This window comes from Legionella beliardensis, assembly GCF_900452395.1.
Classification (GTDB): domain Bacteria; phylum Pseudomonadota; class Gammaproteobacteria; order Legionellales; family Legionellaceae; genus Legionella_C; species Legionella_C beliardensis.
In genome coordinates, this window is the sequence record NZ_UGNV01000005.1 from 26,858 (window position 1) to 45,564 (window position 18,707).

The following is an 18,707-nucleotide window of genomic DNA, read 5'->3' on the forward strand; positions in this document are numbered from 1 at the left end:
TACGCGCGTAGCATTTACTTTTTAACAAACCGGATACATGATTCGTCGTTCACCTTAATTTCAGATACACTCCAAGGTAAATCATGAAAAGACTTCACTTCGTTTTTAAATTTAGCTATGGACCAATTATTTGCACACAAGCACTGCAGTTCTTCAACTGAAATAATCCAGATACCTTCAAAGGACACTTTTAGTGCAACTAATTCAAGTAATCTTTTTTTAAGACCGGATGTTTCTTCTAATACACGCTCATTTATTGTGACTAAAGAGTTCGAATTTCTTAATGATGAAACTAGTCTTTCATCTAATGAAATAGATATTTTGTCAATACCTCGAGCTGTTTCCACATACTCATATTTCACTAAGGTGAAACCTGTTACATGCTTCCCTTCATCTTTAAATATATTCCCTTTATAAGTTGTACTCGCCAGCCTATCGAGAGCTTCTTTCAACCAGTTAACATTTTTTCCGGCCTTAGGATTTCTACCTAGAAATTTTAAACATTCATAGGCTGAAAAGGTAACAGAGGAGGGGTGATGACCAGTTCTATTTGCAATAGTATCAATTTTAGAAAATACGAATCGTAGAATATCAAAATCCCAGATTTTTACCATTCCATATTCATTATTTGCGGTCACCTCAAGTGAAAATTTATTATCTTTAGATGTATATTTAATAGTTTTAAAACGTAATGCCTTAGAAGTAGAGCAAAAAGGAAAAAGCATTAAATTTCTTTCATTCTTTAATGAATCTATACCAATTGACTCATTAGCTAACCGTTCGCCACGGTCGACATCAATTATTGACTGCTCCATTCCATTTAACCTTATCCCAAAATTTAAAATCTAGTATAAAGCAAACCTTGGAAACTTGGAAGCTTGGAATGGCGAACCATCAATTTTTTTTAGGCTCCAATTGAGCTTATTTATTCCCTAATTATTAATATTTTTAAGGTAACTAAGGTTAATAATTTTCTATTTAAACTACTTTTATGCTCATTAATTCAGAATTTTCTTATTATTAACTTAGAATGGCGAACTATCTGGTATGAAATATTAAGCCATCTGGCAAAAAAATGGCGAACCATCAAGAATTCAGTTAAATATAATAGAGAAAAAGGGGGGATTATTTCAATCCAACGAATAATTTTCTTAAGAACCGAGGCGAACTATCAGGAATAATTTGGCGAACCATCAGGAATAGTTTGGCGGACTATCAAGAATAATTTGGCGAACTATCAGGAATATCACGGCGAACCATCAGGAAAATCTTTTTTTTTCAATCGATTACATAATTTGACGATTAAAAGAAAAAAACTAAGAATATTAATAAACTTATAAAAAATTAATTATTTATATTCTAAAGAGACGAAAAATGAAGAATTAGGATAAGCACTGTAGTTATGAAGAGCTGCAACTCTTCATAACTACAAAACATAGCTAGGAATGAAGCTAAAACTCAAAATATTTAAAACTTTCAAAGTTACAAATATTTTAGATATCTCCAATAAAAATATTAGCTTCGTTCCCTTAAAAAAACAACAAAGATAAGGAAATTATCTATGGGGAACGTTTGTGCAATTTTCCATGAAAGGTTCGATTTGCTGCGGACATTAACCAGCTGCCCTAAAAAAGCTTATTTGCTCGACCAATTTATTTTCTGGTGGCAAAACTCCAAATACAGACTAAAAGACTCTGATGCTATTTGGTTTATGCGACCTTATGAAGACATAGCCTTAGCAGTAGGGATTGGCTTAAGCACGTTAAAAAAATACATCAAAGAATTTACTGACCTAGGCTTAATTGAACGACGCAGTACATTTTGTGCTAAAAATAAAAATAACAATCCTAACGAGTTTGAAGTCAAGAAAAGAACCTACATTCGAATTACCGATAAACTGCTTGGACTTATCAAGCAAAATTCAAACGCCAAAACGTTAACAAGTCAGCCTGCACAAGAGGGCGATTCTTTATCATCAAGCTCACAATTAAATCAAATCGAGACGATCGAAAAGTCAAAATCGATACCTTCCATATATAAAGATAAAAATTATAATGCTTTTACTAATATTATTAGTGAAGCGGATAATGTTAATTTTGGTAAAGAAAGCCGTAATAAAAAACCGAATAAAAATTTTATCAACGATTTTAAATACGAAAAAGAATTAGAAGGCATCATTACTGACGAGGCTAAAAATCAAATTAAAGGCATGCTGTTTAATATTCAACACCAACATCAACTTTTAATCTCAGATCCTGAACAGCTTTTTGCCGAGGTCGTTTTTGCAGCAACTGATCCCAAGCAATTTAAGAATTGTGAAAGTTTTAAGCATAAGCTAAATGCCATCTCACTTATTTTGCGAAGTAAACGGTGGTCTACACCGAAAGGATTTTATAATCATTCTCACATCGGACAACTTTTTAAAGAGAAAAAAGAGGTCAAAGCACGCAAGATACAAGCAGAAAAGTTGGAACGTGAAATTTTAGGTATTACCAATCCCCAAAAAATAGCTGAAATTAGAGCACGGCTTGAATTCAGTGATGAACATGAAAATCGATTTCATGCGCCAGAAAACGCTATAAATAGGCGCTCAACGCCTAAAGCCCATGACCTTGTCGATAAATTAAGACAAATAAATCACGACATTCATTCCGAAGGTTGTTATCTGCAGATGATGGAAAAAGATTATCATGCCGGGTTACCACATGCCAATAAAGAGCTTATAGATAATAGCGCGATTAAACTGGCTTGTCTTTATGATGAACAAGCGGCGCTTGAAAAGAAATTGGCAACCTATAATCAAAACAGGGATTTATGTGCTTAACCTGCAGATGCCTGATGGCCAATCACTGCCGTTAATGCTTTATACGGATAGAATGCTATTTGGACAGCGTACCCTTGCATCGGTTGCCAAGGATAGAAGGTATTTTACTTATGATAATGAGCAGTTATTAATCCAACTGAATGTGACTGATATCTACTTGCCTCATCGAAGACGAGCATTTAAGCGCCCAAAGAAGCTCCCGCTCTTGCAACCTCCCTTGTTTTACACAATCGGCGAGTCGAAGTCAGATGAAATCTGATAATACAATCTCACGTGCTGGTTATGCTGCTGTTTTTGGCTTCAATCTCGGGCAACTAACATGCTATTTGATAGATAAGATACGTCCAAAATACATAAAATTGCTCGAAAATAAAATAAAAAGTGATATTTTAGACAACACAATAACAAATCCGTTAGCTGCTTAGTAAAAAAGAAGAGTAGTCTGTTTAATGTATTTAAGATAGCGTTAAAGATAGCTCTTATTGGTGATTGTTTGGGTCAAGCATTTCACAACACTGATGCCTTATCCACAAAAACGGTGGATAAGCATGTGGAGAAGGGGAGAGAACGCCTTTATTTTAAAGGCATTGAGCAGTTGCTTAGATTTTATATTGTTGTTTAACAGTAGAGCAACAGGTATAGATGGTTATTTAGCACATTAACTTAAAACAAGCATTAACCTACTCACATTCAAAGCCAAACCAAGATAATTAGTTATGTTGGCCTGTTTACTCATCGTGCTCACGCACATACTGATACAAGGTTGGCTTAGAAATACCCATTATCCGACAAATTTCTTGGACGGTATGTTCACGGTCTTTATAGAGTTTAACGACAAGTTTACGTTTGCTCGGTTCTAATTGCTTGGGTCTGCCGCCTAAGCGACCACGTGCATAGGCTGCGGCAAGACCTGCTTTGGTGCGTTCCCGAATCAGGTTACGTTCAAACTCAGCCAAGGCACCAAAGATGTGAAAAATGAGCTGGCCTGTTGAGGTGGTCGTATTAATCGATTCTTGCAAACTTTCAAAGCCTACACCTTGGGCTTGTAGCTCATTTATCCATTCAATCAAATGTTTAAGCGTTCGACCTAATCTATCTAATCGCCAAACGACGAGCGTGTCACCTTCACGTAATAATTCTTTAACTTTTTTAAGTCCAGGTCTGTCGGCAACCGAACCACTCATTTCATCGGTAATAATTTTTGTGCAACCAGCTTGCTTTAACGCATCGAGTTGTAAATCTAAGTTTTGTTCTAAGGTTGAGACCCGAGCATAGCCAATTTTCATAGTTAAGTTCTTAAAAAGTAAAGGAAGTCTTGTGTTTACAGTATATTCTTTACTTTGATTGTTTTCCAGCGTTTCTTTACGAAAGATGTCTTTTAAATTGGGTTTAGTTAGTGTGTTGTGGAAAGAGTAAAGGAAACGACCGTTTTGTTTACCAGAGTGAATAGAAGTTTGTAAATGGATATGCACACGGCAGTGCCTCTAATATTTACGAAACATTTAGGCGATAAATACGGAATAGGGTGATTTGTCGCAAAACTTCTAAGTTTTGCAATATTTAGTTTAAGCAAGAGGCATACTGTAATTAAACTCTTAAAAATATTTACTTTATTAGGTGCTGTTGCAAAAATAAGAAGGTAGTATATTAATTGCCTTTAACTAGTTATTTCGGTCGTGTTGCAAAGACTATTAAAGCTAAGAAAAGTTAAATTTCAGGTAGATCTCAACTGTAAATGCCGAATTGTTCATTGATGAAGGACTTCTCATTGCGAGTACCATACATCCACGCATTGAATTGTCCTTTTTTGAACATGCGCATGATTTCAAAGCCTTTAATGCTAGCGAGAGCTATTTTCATCGATTGAAAACCAAGGTAAGATTAATGAGCCGTTTAAGTTTGCCATGGTCTGATTCCAAGCGATTATTACGGTATTTGATTTGTTGATGATTAACGTGTTTAGAAAGACTGCCATCTTGTTTTAATTCCCGAATAGCCTGATTGTAGGCGGGATTTTTATCGGTATTAATGACACTCACGTCGCAGGTAGGATTGTTCTTTATTAGTTTTTTCAGAAATCGAATAGCTGCTTTGGCATTGCGCCGATGCGATAGATAAAAATCAATGGTGTTACCTCCTTCATCAATGGCTCGATACAAGTATTTCCATTCGCCTTTCACTCTGATATAGGTCTCATCCAAGTGCCAACGGCTAGAATAGCGTTTTTTATAACAATTTAATCGTTTCTTTAGCTCAGGTGCATAATACTGAACCCAGCGATAAACGGTGGTGTGGTCAACTGTTAAAGCACGCTCCGCCATCATTTCTTCTAAATCGCGATAACTGATACCATATTTGCACTACCAACGGACACATTGCAAAATCACTTCACCATGAAGTGGCGCCATTTAAAATCTACCAGATTTTTAGACGTTGGTTGCTCTGTAAAAAAATGGGCATTATATCTCAATCTTTATTTTTGTAACGCAGCCCGGTTTTGAACTTCAGTAACTTTTAATGTTCGTCCATACCACTGCTGGCCATGCATCTCCAAAGAATTGGTAGCCTCCTTTTGAGAAGAAAAAGTGATTAAGCCCATTCCTCTACAATAACCTGTGAAACGATCTTTAATTAGATAAAGCTCAACAATTTTACCAAACTTACAAAATTCAGTTTCAATTTCGTTTTCCGTGGTGCTAAAGGGTAAATTAGCTATATAAATAGTATATTGACTCATTACTAGATCCTCTACTTTAATCATTAATTATTTACAAATAGAAAACCAGAATTCAGACAACTTATTAAGACTATTAAACACTAATTTCAGTAAAACCACCTTAGCACAGTTAATTTAAGCTGACAATTAGCAGCTAGCAGATTAAATCAGGAATCATGAGTTGAATAGCTAACTATTTCACAACCAAATCAATTTCAATTTTTAGTAAATTAGAAGAGAAAAGGAAACTTGAGGTGAGATTAAGAAATATTTTTGTCTTTAAAAGGTAGTATACTTGCCAATATTTGAGACGTATTTTAATGAGTTTAAAAAATCCTGCTGATTTCAATAGTATATATCGTCTTTATTTTATTAGCTTCATAGCTCAACATCAGGTGATAATGATTCAATGGGGCAACAATCGCATACCCACGTTCAAGGATAAGATGCTCTCTAGCTAAGATACACTTTGCACTAACTTTAACTTCGAAAGCCACTATGTTCTCCATCACTTCATTTATAAAATGAGTATAGTTGATCAAATTTAAATCAACTAGTGACGAATGTTATTAGATTAACTTCTATTATTTTTACCGGCTCTTTCTCTTTTAGCCAAAAAACTGAATTGATTTAAATTTCGTTATTACCTACCTAATTGCAATATTTGTAAAATCTAGGCGGTAAAATTTATTATCTTCTATACTCCTATTGTTAAGAGGAGCTTTTATGGATATTTTGGCGTATATAAAGCAATGTCAAATTAGAGTGAATAATGCATTAAAGCTGTATTTACCTAACCCTAAAGATGAAGCAGAATTACTACATGATGCGATGTATTATGCTGTACTTAATGGAAGAAAGCGCCTACGTGCAAGCTTTATTTATAGCTTAGGTGATAATTTAGCTGCTGATGCACTAACCCTTGACAGGGTCGCTTGTTGTAATGAAATAATTCACAAGGCCAGGAAGTATATTAATAATTTTGAATTTAATTCTGCACAATTAAAAGTATTAGTTTCATTTATTATCAGTCGTAATCATTAAGTAAACTTATGCAAAGTAAATTCAGAGATAATTTGTATCACTTAGTCAAATTGCTGCGAATTAATCAATGGGTAAAAAATATCTTTGTCCTATTACCATTGGGTTTTTTAAAATCGAGTCCTTCAGTCGAATCGCTGGGATCACTTTTCTTGGCGTTATTTTTATTTATAATTGCTTCATCTACAGTTTATATCGTTAATGATATCCATGACATAGAAACAGATAAAAATCATGCAATAAAATGCAAAAACAGGCCGTTGGCTTCTGGAGATATATTGCCTCGAAAGGCGATGTATTACTTATGTGTATTGTATGGGATTCTCTTTTATTTTTTCCTTATACAATTTCAAGTAATGTGTGTTATTAGTTGCTATATTATTTTAAATTATGCGTATACTTTCAAATTAAAGAGCATACCAATTATTGATGCCTTATGTATTGCCCTAGGGTTTGTCCTGCGTTTTTGCGTGGGGGTTATTGCTTTGCAATCGAGCGTTTTCTTTTGGTCATATGGTATCGTATTTTTTTTATCCTTTTCTATTATTCTTATGAAAAGGGAACGAGAAATGGCCAATAACAGTTATCTGTCTCGAAAAGTTTTAAGTAATTATAATAGAAAGATTACAGCTAAATTATCATTAATTTCAGCTTGGGCTTCTATTCTTTGTTTCCTTTTTTATGCGTTCACTATCCATAATAATTATTTTATTTTTCTTCTTCTTTTTTTGTTTATTTTTTGGATATTTTGGTTTCGCCATATAAATCAAGCAAGTATGGATAATGATTGCCCCGTAAATATATTTTCAAGTAACATTATCCTTATATTATTATTTTTAATAATATTTTTTTTATCTATTATAATCAAAGGAATTAGCATAAATTAAGATGGCAGAGTCTTTCTAAAGTTATTTTCTACCTTTAAATCATTGGTACGCTGTTAAGTAACATTTAAAAAAATATAAGTTAGCTTAAAGTGAATTAAGAGTAAAATTTAAGGTTGCGTTGCAAAGACTAGCAAAGCTAAGAAAAGTTAAATTTCAGGTAGATCTCAACTGTAAATACCGAATTGTTCATTGATGAAGGATACCTCATTGCGAGTACCGGCGGATTCAACAAGCTAATGCAACCACCTTTTCTTCATCAGCTGTCTGCGGTAAAAATAACATAGCTGGTGATTTAAAGCCTAATGTTTTTCTAGGTCTGTCATTCAATTTTTCCATAATTGCTTTTAAGTGTTCATCAGTTATGGATTCAAAGCTTGCGCCTTTTTTTAAGTATTGTCGTACCAATCCATTGGTATTTTCATTAAGTCCACGTTCCCAAGATGAATAAGGATGAGCGAAGAAAAAATCGGAATTTAACTGCTCGGTTATCTTCTCATGATAAGCAAATTCAGAGCCGTTATCAGCTGTAATGGATAAAACCGAGTTGGTATATGGTTTTAAAGCATCTATCGTGGCTAAGCTTACGTTTTCAGCGGTTTTCTGGTTAACCTTTTTAAGGATAGTAAACTTAGTCTTTCGTTCAACGATTGAAACGACAGCATGCTTACGATTCTTGCCAATAAGGGTATCAATCTCCCAATCACCAATTCGCGCTTTTTCATCAACGATTTTAGGTCTTTCATCAATGAATCGCCTGTTTCTAATTGGCCCTTGACGTTTAGGGCCACCATAGCGCTTACGATACTTCTTTTGTTGATGCCTTAAGTGTTTAAATAAGCTACCGCCGTGCTTTTTATCCGTTAAAATAAACTGATAAATCCACTCATGACTTAAGCTAAATAACTGCTTGCGTTTAGCATAGCCGCTAATTTGTTCAGGACTCCAGTCCTGGCTTATCTTTTCCCTAATAAACTGCTTAATCTCCTCATTGACTTTGATGTACTTGGGCTTATCTCGTTGCCTATCATCCGCATACTTCTGCGCGTAATTTGCCTTATAGGTCCAATATCCTAAGCGCGTGCGAATAAAGGTTAGATTACGATTAAGCTCCCTACTAATCGTTGACTTATGGACCCCTAGCTCATCGGCTATTTGTTGCTGCGTATAACCTGCATGCACAAACGCTTGAATTTTACACCGCTTGAGATAATCCAAATGCTTGTAACTCATTTACAACTCCTGTACTAAAACAGCAGGAAGTTTACTCTCTTATCCTGCCTCTTTTATATACAAAAGTTGCACTAATCTGTTGAATCCAAGACCATACATCCACGCATTGAATTGTCCTTTTTTAGGCTCTGTTGCAAAAATTTAATTTCGTAAAAATCAAAAAAATATTTTCCACTTGCAGGTCTGAAGAAAGGTAAAGTAATAAATTTAATTCCCACTTAAAGAGAAAAAAAGGGAATATTTAACTTAAAAATCTCACTTTCAAAAAGTGGAAATTTTTTTGCAACAGAGCCATAATTGGAAGGTACGAAAAGTAGCGCTTAAATGTTTAGCAGTGCTTATCCCTTGCCTGTCACCCAATGAAGTGAGTCAGCTGCTGCAAATAGCTCAGTTGAAACTAGTAGATAATGAGTGGTTTGTACGAGCAATGGTGCTCAATTGTTTAGGGTTCTGTCGAAAATAGATGATGTATTTTATAATGACTGTCTGAAGTTAGTAGAGAAGGGCATAAGATGATCAGTTTTAAAGGACGTCATTTTCCAAAAGACATAATATTAATGTCTGTCAGATGGAAGATTGCTCTGCCATTGAGCTATCGTGCTATTGAAGAAATGATGGAAGAGCGAGGAACTAAAGTGGATCATTCCACGGTACAAAAGTGGGTTGTTCACTATGCGCCTCAGTTAGAGCAGGTTTTTAGAAAAAGGAAAAAACCGGTAGGTAAAAGTTGGCGAATGGATGAAACTTACATCCAGGTGAATAGTAAGTGGGTTTATCTTTATTGCGCTGTTGATAAAGAGGGAAAAACCATTGATTTTATGCTTTCAGAACGTCGCGACCGCCCTGCTGTATTGAAGTTTTTCGAAAAAGCTATAGGCTCTAGTGGCATGCCTGAGAAGGTCAACATTGATAAATCAGGCTCAAATACCGCCGCCTTGGAGCGAATCAATTCACTTCTTTTTATCCATGGATTATGGCACTTATTTATTGAGGTGAGGCGGATAAAATATCTCAATAACCTGATTGAGCAAGATCACCGCGGCATTAAAAAAATAACAAAATATACTCTCGGATTTAAATCCTTTGCCTCGGCAGAAGCTACCATTGCAGGAATAGAGCTTCATCGAATGTTGAAAAAAGGACAAATGGTTAGCGCACAAGATACTCCAGCCTGGATGCAATTTTATGAGCTTGCGGCCTAATTACGTCTTAATTAAGCCCCTTTTCAACTTCGTATACAATTTTCGACAGAACCACCTATGTGGGTATTGCTGATGGTGCACGAGTGAATTGGGATTTTTAGACCGCCATACCCAATATCAAGCCCTTGATTTTTTTCATGCAACCCAATATCTTGCAGAAGCTTCTCATGCCATGCATCCAATCGATACATCAACACGGAAACTTTGGCTTGATTTAGCCTGTCACCGCTTAAAACATGGTCTTAATGTAGCCTCTGAATTGCTTAATGAAATGAGCAACATGCTACCCAATAGACAAAAACAAGGGCTTGTTGACAAACTAAAAAGTGCGATTACCTATTTTAAAAATCAAAGACAACGCATGGATTATAACTTCTATCAGATAAAAAATCTGCCCATTGGCTCGGGAGTGACCGAAGCAGCTTGCAAAACTCTCATTAAACAACGTCTCTGCCAATCAGGAATGAAGTGGAAAAATCAGGGTATTTCAATGGTTCTGCATTTAAGAGCATTGATTTCAACCAAAGGTCGCTGGAAACAATTTTTAGAGCGTATTAATCAAGCAGGTTTGATCAGTCTGGCGGAAATTTGCTAGTTATTTATAAGAAGCAAAGAGTACATTAATTGGAGGTCATACCCAAAATTAATGGCATACTTTATTAAATAAACACCTAAATGCCATAATTATATCCATTTAAATTTTTTGAAGATTATAATCTATATTCCGGTTACTATTGTTTAACGAGAAGGCTAATTTGACAATCTTTATTAGTAGACTACATTTATAGTTAAATATTTATTTAATTGTTTAATTAAAAATGTTAACTCAAGACCAAATTACCACCTTAAGCGACATTCTTCATTTAATGGGTGAGCCTAACCGGTTACGTCTTCTTTTGATATGTTTGGAAGAAGGACCCAAAGCCGTATCTGAATTAGCAATTCAACTAGATCTATCTGTACCGTTAACCAGTCATCATTTAAGTTTATTACGCTCTGCTCGTTTAATGATTTCACATAGGCAGGGCAAACATATTTATTATCGTATTTTTGATACACACATACGTTGTATTTTACAAGATATGCTGCAACATTTTACTGAGGATAATGATGAGGAGGTTTAATATGAGTTTTTTGAAAGGATTACTTGATAATTATCTAAATGGCCATCATGGAAGAAATTATAAGGTCTCTCATAATAAACATGGAAAATCTCATCAAAGATGAAAAAATAAATACGGCAATTATGGTCATCAAGGTCAATAAAACGTACCATGTCAAAGCTGTCAAGCTTTAATATGCTTGATGCACAATTTTGTAGCCAATGTGGACAAAGTTTACCGAATACATAATAGGCCTCTTTCGAAACTGACGTCAAATCAATTCTATGTTATAAACGGCGGAAATCTAGTTAAAACACAACCAATACTGCGCGTCATGGAAGACTGAAAACGGAGGCGTAGAGACCGCGATAGGCTGCGATTTTTCAATCAGTGTACAGGAAAATTTAAAAATCTTTCTGTAGCCGTAGAGTCATTGTGGGAGGCAGACGCTTGCCCGTCCAGGGAAACGTGCCGGACGCAGATACCGTGCTCAAACATACTGTCAAGGTATTAGATTAATGCAGGGTTAAAAGGCAATCTTGATTTTAAAACACCATAAATGATATGTAGTAATTTTCGCATAGCAGCAAAAATAATGGTTTTTCCATTTTTATCTCGTTGAGTAAGTTGAGCACAAAATTGATGAATGATTGGGTTATGCCGTTTAGCTGATAAAGCTGGCATATAGAATGCTTTTCTCAATGAGGCGCTTCCTTTTTTTGAAAGCAATGTTCATTCCCGATTAGAGGAGCCTGAGACTTTTTGTTTTGGATTTAAGCCCACGAAGGGAGCAAGTTGCTTAGCATTTTTAAAACGAGAAACATCACCTATAAAAGCTAAAAATTGGCTTCACCTAACGCGGGAATAGAGTTTAATAGCGTCTGTTGTTCTTTCAAATTAGGATCTTTCTCAATATATTTATTAATTATCTTTTTATGGAGAACTTGATTATGTAAAGAAATAGAACTAACGCCTGTAACTCACAAAGCTCAGGGACTGTAGGATGCCAATGAAGGCGGTTCAAATGTAAGGCTAAATTGAGCAATTAAATTGGCATCTGCTTTATTAGCTTTTTTTCGTAATGTTAAAAGTCTTAATTCGAGCTGGATTGATCATACTGATTGTAAATCCTGCCTGAAATAGATGAAGAGCAAGAGCCTCACCATAAGTGCTTAGCTTCCATACACGCCTGAAGCGTACAGATATTTTTTATTTACCACTCAAATATATAAGTTCGGAAAATCCTTTTAAATTTTTAGTAAATACTCAATATTTAACTTTATTTTCGGGCAATAGTGCTACATTAAATTTGCTTTTAAATATATCAATCCCGAGAATAGAGCCTGCCATTGTAATGTCCCGTTTTGTTATCGTGTATTTGAGACAGAGCAACCTTGTGAGTACAGGATTATCTTAGGACGGTTGCAGCTAAAATACCTCGTGCATTGGCGAGTCGATTTCGGGGATTAGGAGGTCCTGAAATCTTTCACAAGATAGCGCGACTATCGAAAGTATTTATCATAGGTATATCTTAAGTAATTATAATAAAATTTTTAGTAATATGAGCTATTTAATTTTATTTATGATAAATCGAAAGTTAATACCCCTTCCTCGTGATTTGGCGGTATAAAAATTTCGGGATACTGTAAGGTTTTCATAGTATCTACATAACCTGCTTTCCAATGTTCTCTCATCATAGCAAGAGAAAATTCGTAATCTTTAGCATGTCCTTCGTAGTATTTTGGACGATGAATTAATTGCACTATATTATATACTTTATGGTCCGCTATTTTCTCTAGAAATTTTGCTTCTTTGCTTTTGGATAAATGAGGTGGTAATTTAGAAAGAAGCTCTACAAGCACACAACGAATACTTTGCAACCGTTGGAAGTTGGTTGTACTAGCACGTGTTCTACTAGAATACTGGATTTCTTTTTGCCGAGTCATTGTTTCAGCAATATTACGCGGTAAAGACCCTTGCGCGTTCCAAAGATCGACTTGAAAAGCAAGGGTATCTTGACGTGTTTCACCTTCAACTACCCACTCAAGCGGAGTATTAGAAATTAATCCTCCGTCCCAATAGAACTCGCCATTAATCTCGGTCGCTGAAAAACCTGGCGGGAGTGAAGCACTTGCTATGATATGCTCTAGACAAATCTTATGTGTAGTATTATCAAAATAGGTGAAATTACCTGAAGTTACATTGACTGCGCCAACACTAAAGCGAATAGGTTCATTGTTAATTCTATTAAAATCTACAAACTGCTCTAATGTTGCCTTCAAAGGAGTTAAATCATAAAAACTTGTTGCCTCAATAGCCCCATCAGGATAGAAAAAAGGCGCTGGGTTGCGAGGCATAAAAAAATTAGGAACACCATTGATTATACTAGCCCATGCGCTAGCTTGATTGAACAAGCTAAACTCAAAATTATAGGCTGTTGAAGTAAATAAATTTGACCAATCAATTAAAGAGTTGGTACAAATAGTTTCCCAAAAAAGTTTAAGTTGTGCCACCCTGTTTTGAACTGGATTTCCTGCTATAATTGCCGCATTAACTGCACCTATCGAAATACCAGCTACCCAATCAGGATAAAGTCCTACCTCATCCAGAGCTTCATAGACTCCAGCTTGATAGGAACCTAATGCTCCTCCACCTTGTAATACAAGAGCAACACACTCAAAAGGCGGTCTCTTTATTTTATATATAGATTTTTTTGTTCTTACAGACCTATATTTTTTTTTATTCAAATAAGGCTCCAGACTATATTTACAACTTTACGACTTAAGTAGAGTATGTTAGATATTAAGATACCTTCCTAAGGCATTGACAAATTATTCGCAATAATAACAATATCACTGTTTACTTAAATACTTACCTTTATCAATAACAATAATGTTCTCACAACATGTTTTCTATTTCTAATACTATAGATATTAACACTTAATGAAAAATAAAAAGGAAAGTTAATTTTCGTCTATTGCGACTAAATATATATAGCCGATATTATTTAAGCTAATATTGTTATTTGTAATTAACTACTCTTATCTATTCAATAGTATCGAAATTGCAAAGTAAAACGGCATTACTTTATTACTGTCAATAAAAATTAATGATTTTCACAATGAGAAGTTTTCGTACGCTCTGTCTGCAATGTTGAGTGCGCAATATTAAATTCAGATAACAACATAGATTGAACTTTATCTCTTACATCATCCTCTTTCGCTGTGGGCGCGATTAGAAGATGAGCTGTTAAGCTTATTCTATCTGTAGTAATAGCCCAAATATGTAAATCATGTATATCTATTACATTTGGAATTGATTGCAAAGCAATTTTTATTTTCGTAATATCAATCCCGGCAGGAACACCTTCTAAAAGAATATTGACAGTTTCTTTTAAGAGTATCCAAGTACGAGGCAAAACCCATATGCCAATAAGCACAGCTAGAAAAGAATCTATCCAATTTAAATTTGTTAAGCGAATTAATATAGCAGCGATAATCACGCCTAAAGAACCAAGCATATCACTCCATACTTCCAAGTAAGCACTTTTAAGATTTAAGCTTTTTTCTTTATCATCTGCTAATAAACGCATCGAAATTAAATTTACAAGCAACCCTAGGATTGCAATAATTAGCATGCCTGTTGAGTAAATTTCAGGTGGATTTTTTAAACGTTGATACGCCTCAAAAAGGATATACAATGCCACCAAAAAAAGAAGAACAGCATTAAACGCCGCTGCTAAAATTTCGAATCGATAATAGCCAAATGTTCGTAGGGTGTCTGCAGGTTTTCTTCCTACATAAATAGCTGTTAAAGAAATAATAAGCGCTGTCACATCGGTTAACATATGCGCTGCATCAGAAAGTAGGGCAAGACTTCCTGTCACAATTCCACCAATGACTTCGGCAACAAGAAAACTACCGGTCAATAATAAAGCTAATAATAAAGAGCCCTCCTTAGAAACAGGTTGCTTTTTAGCTATAGAATTACTCTTCATTCTTTGTTGTTTCCTTAGAGGTAGCCTTATCTGTAAAATATTAAATAACCTAAACAGCCAAAAAATTTTTAATTAATGTCCACCACCATAGCCGCCATGACCCCCACCCCCATACCCTGAATTGTTTGCTTTATCCTCTGGTTCTGAAGTATAGTTATCTTGAGAACATCCTACCAATAGCGTTAACGAAAAAATTATTATTAATACTCGGATCATCACTATTCTCCTTAAACGAATAATCCATTATAAACCTTTATACTTTAATGCAATTTGAGAGAAATACCCTGTAAAAAAGCTATAATCCCTGCTTGAGCTTCCATACTTATTATTTATTTCGATGGATATGCCCGCCATCCCCCCCATAACTACCATCATTTACCACAGGTTCAAAATTATTTTCAGGGGAGCAAGCCACTAATAAAAAAAATATTGGAATAATTGAGATATTTTTAATTATCTGCCCTAACATCCTTTTCTCCTATTGCTAAAATAAATAGATTTAAAAACTTAACTACTCTTATCATAGCAAGTTCATGTAAAACTATATATTCCTTGGTCTTATATAATTAAGATTTAAGGTTAATCTGCTTTATTTTTGATATTAAATTTTAAAACATCAAGTTATGTACTGGCTATAGCTGCATTTGATGCAACGTTACAAATCTTATTAAAGATAATAAATATTAAATTTTAGGTGGATCTTACTTGTAAATACTGAACTGTTCATTGATAAAAGGTACTTCATACGAACTCCAAACATCCATTTATTGGCTTATTCTTCCTTAAGCAATATGCATTAATGAACTGATAAAGAAGTTCACGAAATTCAGTCTGGGTTAAAATCGAGCAATTTTTATCTAAAAATTCTTTTTGAGCCACATAAGGTAGGTAAGGCACTAAACTGACTAACATGTGACAAGCGGCTTGGCGAAAGTCTCTGTCGAAAGATGTTAACCTCGTAATTAAGGGGTTAATAAACTTAGCTAAATTACCCACCATGAAATAAGGTGCTAAATGAAATAACCAATTTAAGGCAAGGCAAATGATTTTGCTAATTAGCTTCAAAACGGGTAACTTGCTTTCCTGCATGGCGCGTGTTTTGATGACAGGGTAAGCCACTTATCCACCCTTTTTACATCGCGTTGGTAAGCTTGCTTAATCGGCTTTTGTGAGGAAAAGCCTAATCGTTTCAACAAGCCCCTTATGCCGTGCGCTGTCTTAAAACAACCCAACTCTTTTGTTGTTAACGTCCTTTTGCTCATCTCTTAGGCTCTGTTCACTACAACGGTAACACATAATTAATTTATTCATTAATTTAAAGCTAAGGTAATAATACATCGGCTATTTTTGTTCCTTTCAAAAACGCCCCGGGAGGTTTCTCAAAAACAAGCAACACTATCTTTCTTAAATATAAAAATGAAAAAATTCATAGAAAAAATTCATAAAAACATTATAATGCCCTCTTTGATTATTTAAAGAACATTATGCTCTCTTCGTTTAACTTTTTTGCAAACGTATCTCCTGATGTATTGCTTTTAATGTATTCAACGCTTCCTGCTCAAGAGTTATACTTGAAGTGCCGCCTGCTGGATAAGCAACAATCGTTTCTAGGGACGATTGCTTTACTAGAAAAGCAAGAACAAGCGGCAGTTGCTTATCAACAACGATTAATAGTTGATTTATTAAATTCGCAAACGCACCCGGCCCTGACTATTATCACTGTCTCAGAAGCCCATCATCATCGTCTATCAAACACTTTATTTCGGCTTATTAAAAATCCGTTATGGGAACTAACAAGTAAATTAGGTGTAATACGACTACTAGGCAACCTAAAAGGTCAAGCACTAATATTAACGGATGCTACACTAGATAAGATTGAAAATAAATTAAAGAGTACACAGTGTATAGAAGTTTATCAAGGACTTGAATTATTAACTGTCTTAATACCTGGATTTATCACAACTGCCAAATTTGGGGCGCTGCTGCAAGCAGTTCAGTCGAACCTGGCGGATGATGACAGGGAGGTACGAGCAGCGGCGCTCCAATGTTTAGCTAGACTGATGCCTCACATCTCACTCGATGCAGTCGAGGTCAGTGCACTGCTGCAAGTAGTACAGTCGAACCTAGTGGATAATGACTGGAGGATGCGAGCAGTGGCGCGTGAGTGTTTAGTCGTGCTTATCCCGTACGTATTACCCGGTGAGGTCAGTGTGCTACTGCAAGCTGCTCAGTCGAACTTGGCGGATAATAACTGGATAGTACGAGCAGCGGCGCTCCAATGCTTGGCCGTACTCATGCCTCACATATCACCCGGTGAGGTCAGTGCATTGCTGCAAGCAATTCAGTTAAAATTGGCGGATGATGATAGGAGGGTGATAGCAGCGGCGCTCGATTGTTTAGTTGGATTCATGCCTCATCACGTCTCACTCAGTGATGCCAGTGTGCTGCTGCAAGCAATTCAGTTGAGCCTGGCCAATGATGATAGGGATATACGAGCAGCGGCGCTTACGTCTTTAGCTGTACTGATACCTCACGTCTCACCCGGTGAGGCCAGTGCGTTGCTGCAAGCAGTTCTGTTGAACCTGGCGGATAATGACAGGGAGGTACAAGAAGTGGCTGGCCGGTGTTTAATTACGATGGTTTCTAAGCTCACAGATGCGGAGCAAAATAAATTTATACAAGAGAATGGTACGTCTTTAGTTGATGCCCATTCTAAGCTATTTTATCAATTAATTAATGCCTTACTTAGTCAAGCTGAGAAAAAAGATGATCTGAAACTATTGCAACAGGCGTCAGAAAGTGACTTGCTTCTACAAATCTTTATAACAAACTATAAGGTGTTGTTAAATGAACAACAATTGCCTTCTGATAGCTTACAGCCTAATCTTTAAGTATTATTTTAAATATAGCTTATGTCCTAAATAATAAAAATATATCAATAAACTAATACTTAAATTTAACTTAATACGCAATACCTAGTATCCAGTAAAGCATCTGAACACATGAGCGTTTATTTTAACTATAGTTGAAGTGTAAACAGAATTAAGCTTAGCTTTATTATCTCATAAAACCGTCTTATTTAAAATTGAGTGCTTAACCATTACAAAGCTTAGTTTGAGATATTAGATGCAAAATTATTTTTAACTGAACTGCTTGCAGCAGCGCCCCAAATTTGGCAGTTGTGATAAATCCAGGTATTAAGACAGTTAATAATTCAAGTCCTTGATAAACTTCTATACACTGTGTACTCTTTAATTTATTTTCAATCTTATCTAGTGTAGCATCCGTTAATATTAGTGCTTGACCTTTTAGGTTGCCTAGTAGTCGTATTACACCTAATTTACTTGTTAGTTCCCATAACGGATTTTTAATAAGCCGAAATAAAGTGTTTGATAGACGATGATGATGGGCTTCTGAGACAGTGATAATAGTCAGGGCCGGGTGCGTTTGCGAATTTAATAAATCAACTATTAATCGTTGTTGATAAGCAACTGCCGCTTGTTCTTGCTTTTCTAGTAAAGCAATCGTCCCTAGAAACGATTGTTGCTTATCCAGCAGGCGGCACTTCAAGTATAACTCTTGAGCAGGAAGCGTTGAATACATTAAAAGCAATACATCAGGAGATACGTATTGAACTTAGGGCTCTAAGGAAACAAAACTAGCATTCCCCGCGTCTTGCCGCGGTTCCTTAGTAGGAAAGTTTGAAA

The 18,707-nt window shown here is 35.5% G+C and carries 19 protein-coding genes and 3 pseudogenes; 9 read left to right on the forward strand and 13 right to left on the reverse strand.

All coding sequences use genetic code 11. The features are described 5' to 3' along the window. Nucleotides 1–14: 14 nt before the first annotated feature. The gene (locus DYE47_RS15300; RefSeq protein WP_115304317.1) at nucleotides 15–815 is read right to left on the reverse strand and encodes a replication initiator protein A; all 801 of its coding nucleotides are present in this window, start codon (nucleotides 813–815) and stop codon (nucleotides 15–17) included. Between the two features lie 746 nt (nucleotides 816–1,561). Here DYE47_RS15300 and DYE47_RS15305 point away from each other — a divergent pair. Both DYE47_RS15305 and DYE47_RS15310 read left to right on the forward strand, forming a co-directional pair. Beyond that, complete coding sequence (locus DYE47_RS15305) at nucleotides 1,562–2,824, forward strand: hypothetical protein (protein ID WP_115304318.1); 1,263 nt, start codon at nucleotides 1,562–1,564, stop codon at nucleotides 2,822–2,824. After that, nucleotides 2,817–3,083, forward strand: coding sequence for a hypothetical protein (locus tag DYE47_RS15310; RefSeq protein WP_115304319.1), 267 nt, complete (start codon nucleotides 2,817–2,819; stop codon nucleotides 3,081–3,083). The genes DYE47_RS15305 and DYE47_RS15310 overlap by 8 nt, the downstream gene beginning before the upstream one ends. A 469-nt stretch (nucleotides 3,084–3,552) precedes the next feature. Here the strand turns inward: DYE47_RS15310 and DYE47_RS15315 are convergent, their stop codons facing one another. The 3 genes and pseudogenes from DYE47_RS15315 to DYE47_RS15325 form a co-directional block, all read right to left on the reverse strand. Next, nucleotides 3,553–4,110 carry a recombinase family protein gene (locus tag DYE47_RS15315; RefSeq protein ID WP_115304320.1) on the reverse strand — a complete coding sequence of 186 codons (558 nt, stop codon included), beginning with the start codon at nucleotides 4,108–4,110 and terminating at the stop codon, nucleotides 3,553–3,555. Between the two features lie 439 nt (nucleotides 4,111–4,549). Beyond that, nucleotides 4,550–5,246, reverse strand: a pseudogene (locus DYE47_RS15320) (IS6 family transposase). A gap of 51 nt (nucleotides 5,247–5,297) precedes the next feature. Further along, nucleotides 5,298–5,561, reverse strand: coding sequence for an RNA recognition motif domain-containing protein (locus DYE47_RS15325; protein ID WP_115304321.1), 264 nt, complete (start codon nucleotides 5,559–5,561; stop codon nucleotides 5,298–5,300). Nucleotides 5,562–6,266: 705 nt separating this feature from the next. Between DYE47_RS15325 and DYE47_RS15330 the strand changes: the two genes are divergently transcribed. Together DYE47_RS15330 and DYE47_RS16655 are read left to right on the forward strand one after the other, a co-directional pair. After that, nucleotides 6,267–6,584: a polyprenyl synthetase family protein gene (locus DYE47_RS15330; RefSeq protein ID WP_115304322.1), complete on the forward strand. Its 318-nt coding sequence runs from the start codon at nucleotides 6,267–6,269 to the stop codon at nucleotides 6,582–6,584. A gap of 8 nt (nucleotides 6,585–6,592) precedes the next feature. Further along, on the forward strand, nucleotides 6,593–7,468 hold the full coding sequence (locus DYE47_RS16655; protein WP_115304323.1) for a UbiA family prenyltransferase: 876 nt from the start codon (nucleotides 6,593–6,595) through the stop codon (nucleotides 7,466–7,468). 225 nt (nucleotides 7,469–7,693) lie between these two features. On the opposite strand, the gene DYE47_RS15340 is transcribed toward DYE47_RS16655, so the two are convergent. Next, complete coding sequence (locus DYE47_RS15340) at nucleotides 7,694–8,698, reverse strand: IS30 family transposase (RefSeq protein ID WP_115302438.1); 1,005 nt, start codon at nucleotides 8,696–8,698, stop codon at nucleotides 7,694–7,696. Between the two features lie 268 nt (nucleotides 8,699–8,966). On the opposite strand from DYE47_RS15340, the gene DYE47_RS16660 reads away from it, so the two are divergent. The 4 genes and pseudogenes from DYE47_RS16660 to DYE47_RS15360 all read left to right on the forward strand — a co-directional run bounded on the left by DYE47_RS16660 (nucleotide 8,967) and on the right by DYE47_RS15360 (nucleotide 11,024). Then, nucleotides 8,967–9,161 (forward strand): hypothetical protein, encoded by a 195-nt coding sequence (locus DYE47_RS16660; RefSeq protein ID WP_115304324.1) that lies wholly within the window; start codon nucleotides 8,967–8,969, stop codon nucleotides 9,159–9,161. Between the two features lie 49 nt (nucleotides 9,162–9,210). Beyond that, entirely contained in the window at nucleotides 9,211–9,900 is a 690-nt protein-coding gene (locus tag DYE47_RS15350; RefSeq protein ID WP_115304325.1) for an IS6 family transposase, read from the forward strand. Between the two features lie 41 nt (nucleotides 9,901–9,941). Further along, nucleotides 9,942–10,495: pseudogene (locus DYE47_RS15355) on the forward strand (ISKra4 family transposase); the annotation flags it as partial. Between the two features lie 223 nt (nucleotides 10,496–10,718). Further along, nucleotides 10,719–11,024, forward strand: a complete 306-nt coding sequence (locus tag DYE47_RS15360; protein WP_115304326.1) for an ArsR/SmtB family transcription factor — start codon at nucleotides 10,719–10,721, stop codon at nucleotides 11,022–11,024. A gap of 489 nt (nucleotides 11,025–11,513) precedes the next feature. On the opposite strand, the pseudogene DYE47_RS16525 reads toward DYE47_RS15360, so the two are convergent. The 7 genes and pseudogenes from DYE47_RS16525 to DYE47_RS16665 form a co-directional block, all read right to left on the reverse strand. After that, nucleotides 11,514–11,837, reverse strand: a pseudogene (locus DYE47_RS16525) (transposase); the annotation flags it as partial. A 746-nt stretch (nucleotides 11,838–12,583) separates the two neighbouring features. Next, nucleotides 12,584–13,750 (reverse strand): patatin-like phospholipase family protein, encoded by a 1,167-nt coding sequence (locus DYE47_RS15375; protein ID WP_115304328.1) that lies wholly within the window; start codon nucleotides 13,748–13,750, stop codon nucleotides 12,584–12,586. Between the two features lie 359 nt (nucleotides 13,751–14,109). After that, entirely contained in the window at nucleotides 14,110–15,000 is an 891-nt protein-coding gene (locus DYE47_RS15380) for a cation diffusion facilitator family transporter (protein WP_115304329.1), read from the reverse strand. A gap of 72 nt (nucleotides 15,001–15,072) precedes the next feature. After that, nucleotides 15,073–15,216 carry a hypothetical protein gene (locus DYE47_RS16135; protein ID WP_160149925.1) on the reverse strand — a complete coding sequence of 48 codons (144 nt, stop codon included), beginning with the start codon at nucleotides 15,214–15,216 and terminating at the stop codon, nucleotides 15,073–15,075. 109 nt (nucleotides 15,217–15,325) lie between these two features. After that, entirely contained in the window at nucleotides 15,326–15,469 is a 144-nt protein-coding gene (locus DYE47_RS16140; RefSeq protein WP_160149926.1) for a hypothetical protein, read from the reverse strand. A gap of 272 nt (nucleotides 15,470–15,741) precedes the next feature. Further along, the gene (locus DYE47_RS16145; protein WP_131750120.1) at nucleotides 15,742–16,119 is read right to left on the reverse strand and encodes a hypothetical protein; all 378 of its coding nucleotides are present in this window, start codon (nucleotides 16,117–16,119) and stop codon (nucleotides 15,742–15,744) included. Then, entirely contained in the window at nucleotides 16,062–16,262 is a 201-nt protein-coding gene (locus tag DYE47_RS16665; protein ID WP_115304331.1) for a winged helix-turn-helix domain-containing protein, read from the reverse strand. The genes DYE47_RS16145 and DYE47_RS16665 overlap by 58 nt, the downstream gene beginning before the upstream one ends. 222 nt (nucleotides 16,263–16,484) lie before the next feature. Between DYE47_RS16665 and DYE47_RS15395 the strand changes: the two genes are divergently transcribed. Further along, entirely contained in the window at nucleotides 16,485–17,891 is a 1,407-nt protein-coding gene (locus tag DYE47_RS15395; RefSeq protein WP_115304332.1) for a hypothetical protein, read from the forward strand. Between the two features lie 202 nt (nucleotides 17,892–18,093). On the opposite strand, the gene DYE47_RS15400 is transcribed toward DYE47_RS15395, so the two are convergent. After that, nucleotides 18,094–18,603: a hypothetical protein gene (locus DYE47_RS15400; RefSeq protein ID WP_115304333.1), complete on the reverse strand. Its 510-nt coding sequence runs from the start codon at nucleotides 18,601–18,603 to the stop codon at nucleotides 18,094–18,096. Nucleotides 18,604–18,707 lie beyond the last annotated feature (104 nt).

What these genes read in the sequence shown, in the direction of transcription:
- DYE47_RS15315 (WP_115304320.1), bottom strand. Translation starts at nt 4,110, where the DNA reads ATGAAAATTGGCTATGCTCGGGTCTCAACCTTAGAACAAAACTTAGAT.
- DYE47_RS15395 (WP_115304332.1), top strand. Translation starts at nt 16,485, where the DNA reads ATGCTCTCTTCGTTTAACTTTTTTGCAAACGTATCTCCTGATGTATTG.
- DYE47_RS16655 (WP_115304323.1), top strand. Translation starts at nt 6,593, where the DNA reads ATGCAAAGTAAATTCAGAGATAATTTGTATCACTTAGTCAAATTGCTG.
- DYE47_RS16665 (WP_115304331.1), bottom strand. Translation starts at nt 16,262, where the DNA reads ATGAGCAAAAGGACGTTAACAACAAAAGAGTTGGGTTGTTTTAAGACA.
- DYE47_RS15340 (WP_115302438.1), bottom strand. Translation starts at nt 8,698, where the DNA reads ATGAGTTACAAGCATTTGGATTATCTCAAGCGGTGTAAAATTCAAGCG.
- DYE47_RS15360 (WP_115304326.1), top strand. Translation starts at nt 10,719, where the DNA reads ATGTTAACTCAAGACCAAATTACCACCTTAAGCGACATTCTTCATTTA.
- DYE47_RS15305 (WP_115304318.1), top strand. Translation starts at nt 1,562, where the DNA reads ATGGGGAACGTTTGTGCAATTTTCCATGAAAGGTTCGATTTGCTGCGG.
- DYE47_RS15300 (WP_115304317.1), bottom strand. Translation starts at nt 815, where the DNA reads ATGGAGCAGTCAATAATTGATGTCGACCGTGGCGAACGGTTAGCTAAT.
- DYE47_RS15325 (WP_115304321.1), bottom strand. Translation starts at nt 5,561, where the DNA reads ATGAGTCAATATACTATTTATATAGCTAATTTACCCTTTAGCACCACG.
- DYE47_RS15350 (WP_115304325.1), top strand. Translation starts at nt 9,211, where the DNA reads ATGATCAGTTTTAAAGGACGTCATTTTCCAAAAGACATAATATTAATG.
- DYE47_RS15380 (WP_115304329.1), bottom strand. Translation starts at nt 15,000, where the DNA reads ATGAAGAGTAATTCTATAGCTAAAAAGCAACCTGTTTCTAAGGAGGGC.
- DYE47_RS15400 (WP_115304333.1), bottom strand. Translation starts at nt 18,603, where the DNA reads ATGTATTCAACGCTTCCTGCTCAAGAGTTATACTTGAAGTGCCGCCTG.
- DYE47_RS16140 (WP_160149926.1), bottom strand. Translation starts at nt 15,469, where the DNA reads ATGTTAGGGCAGATAATTAAAAATATCTCAATTATTCCAATATTTTTT.
- DYE47_RS16135 (WP_160149925.1), bottom strand. Translation starts at nt 15,216, where the DNA reads ATGATCCGAGTATTAATAATAATTTTTTCGTTAACGCTATTGGTAGGA.
- DYE47_RS15330 (WP_115304322.1), top strand. Translation starts at nt 6,267, where the DNA reads ATGGATATTTTGGCGTATATAAAGCAATGTCAAATTAGAGTGAATAAT.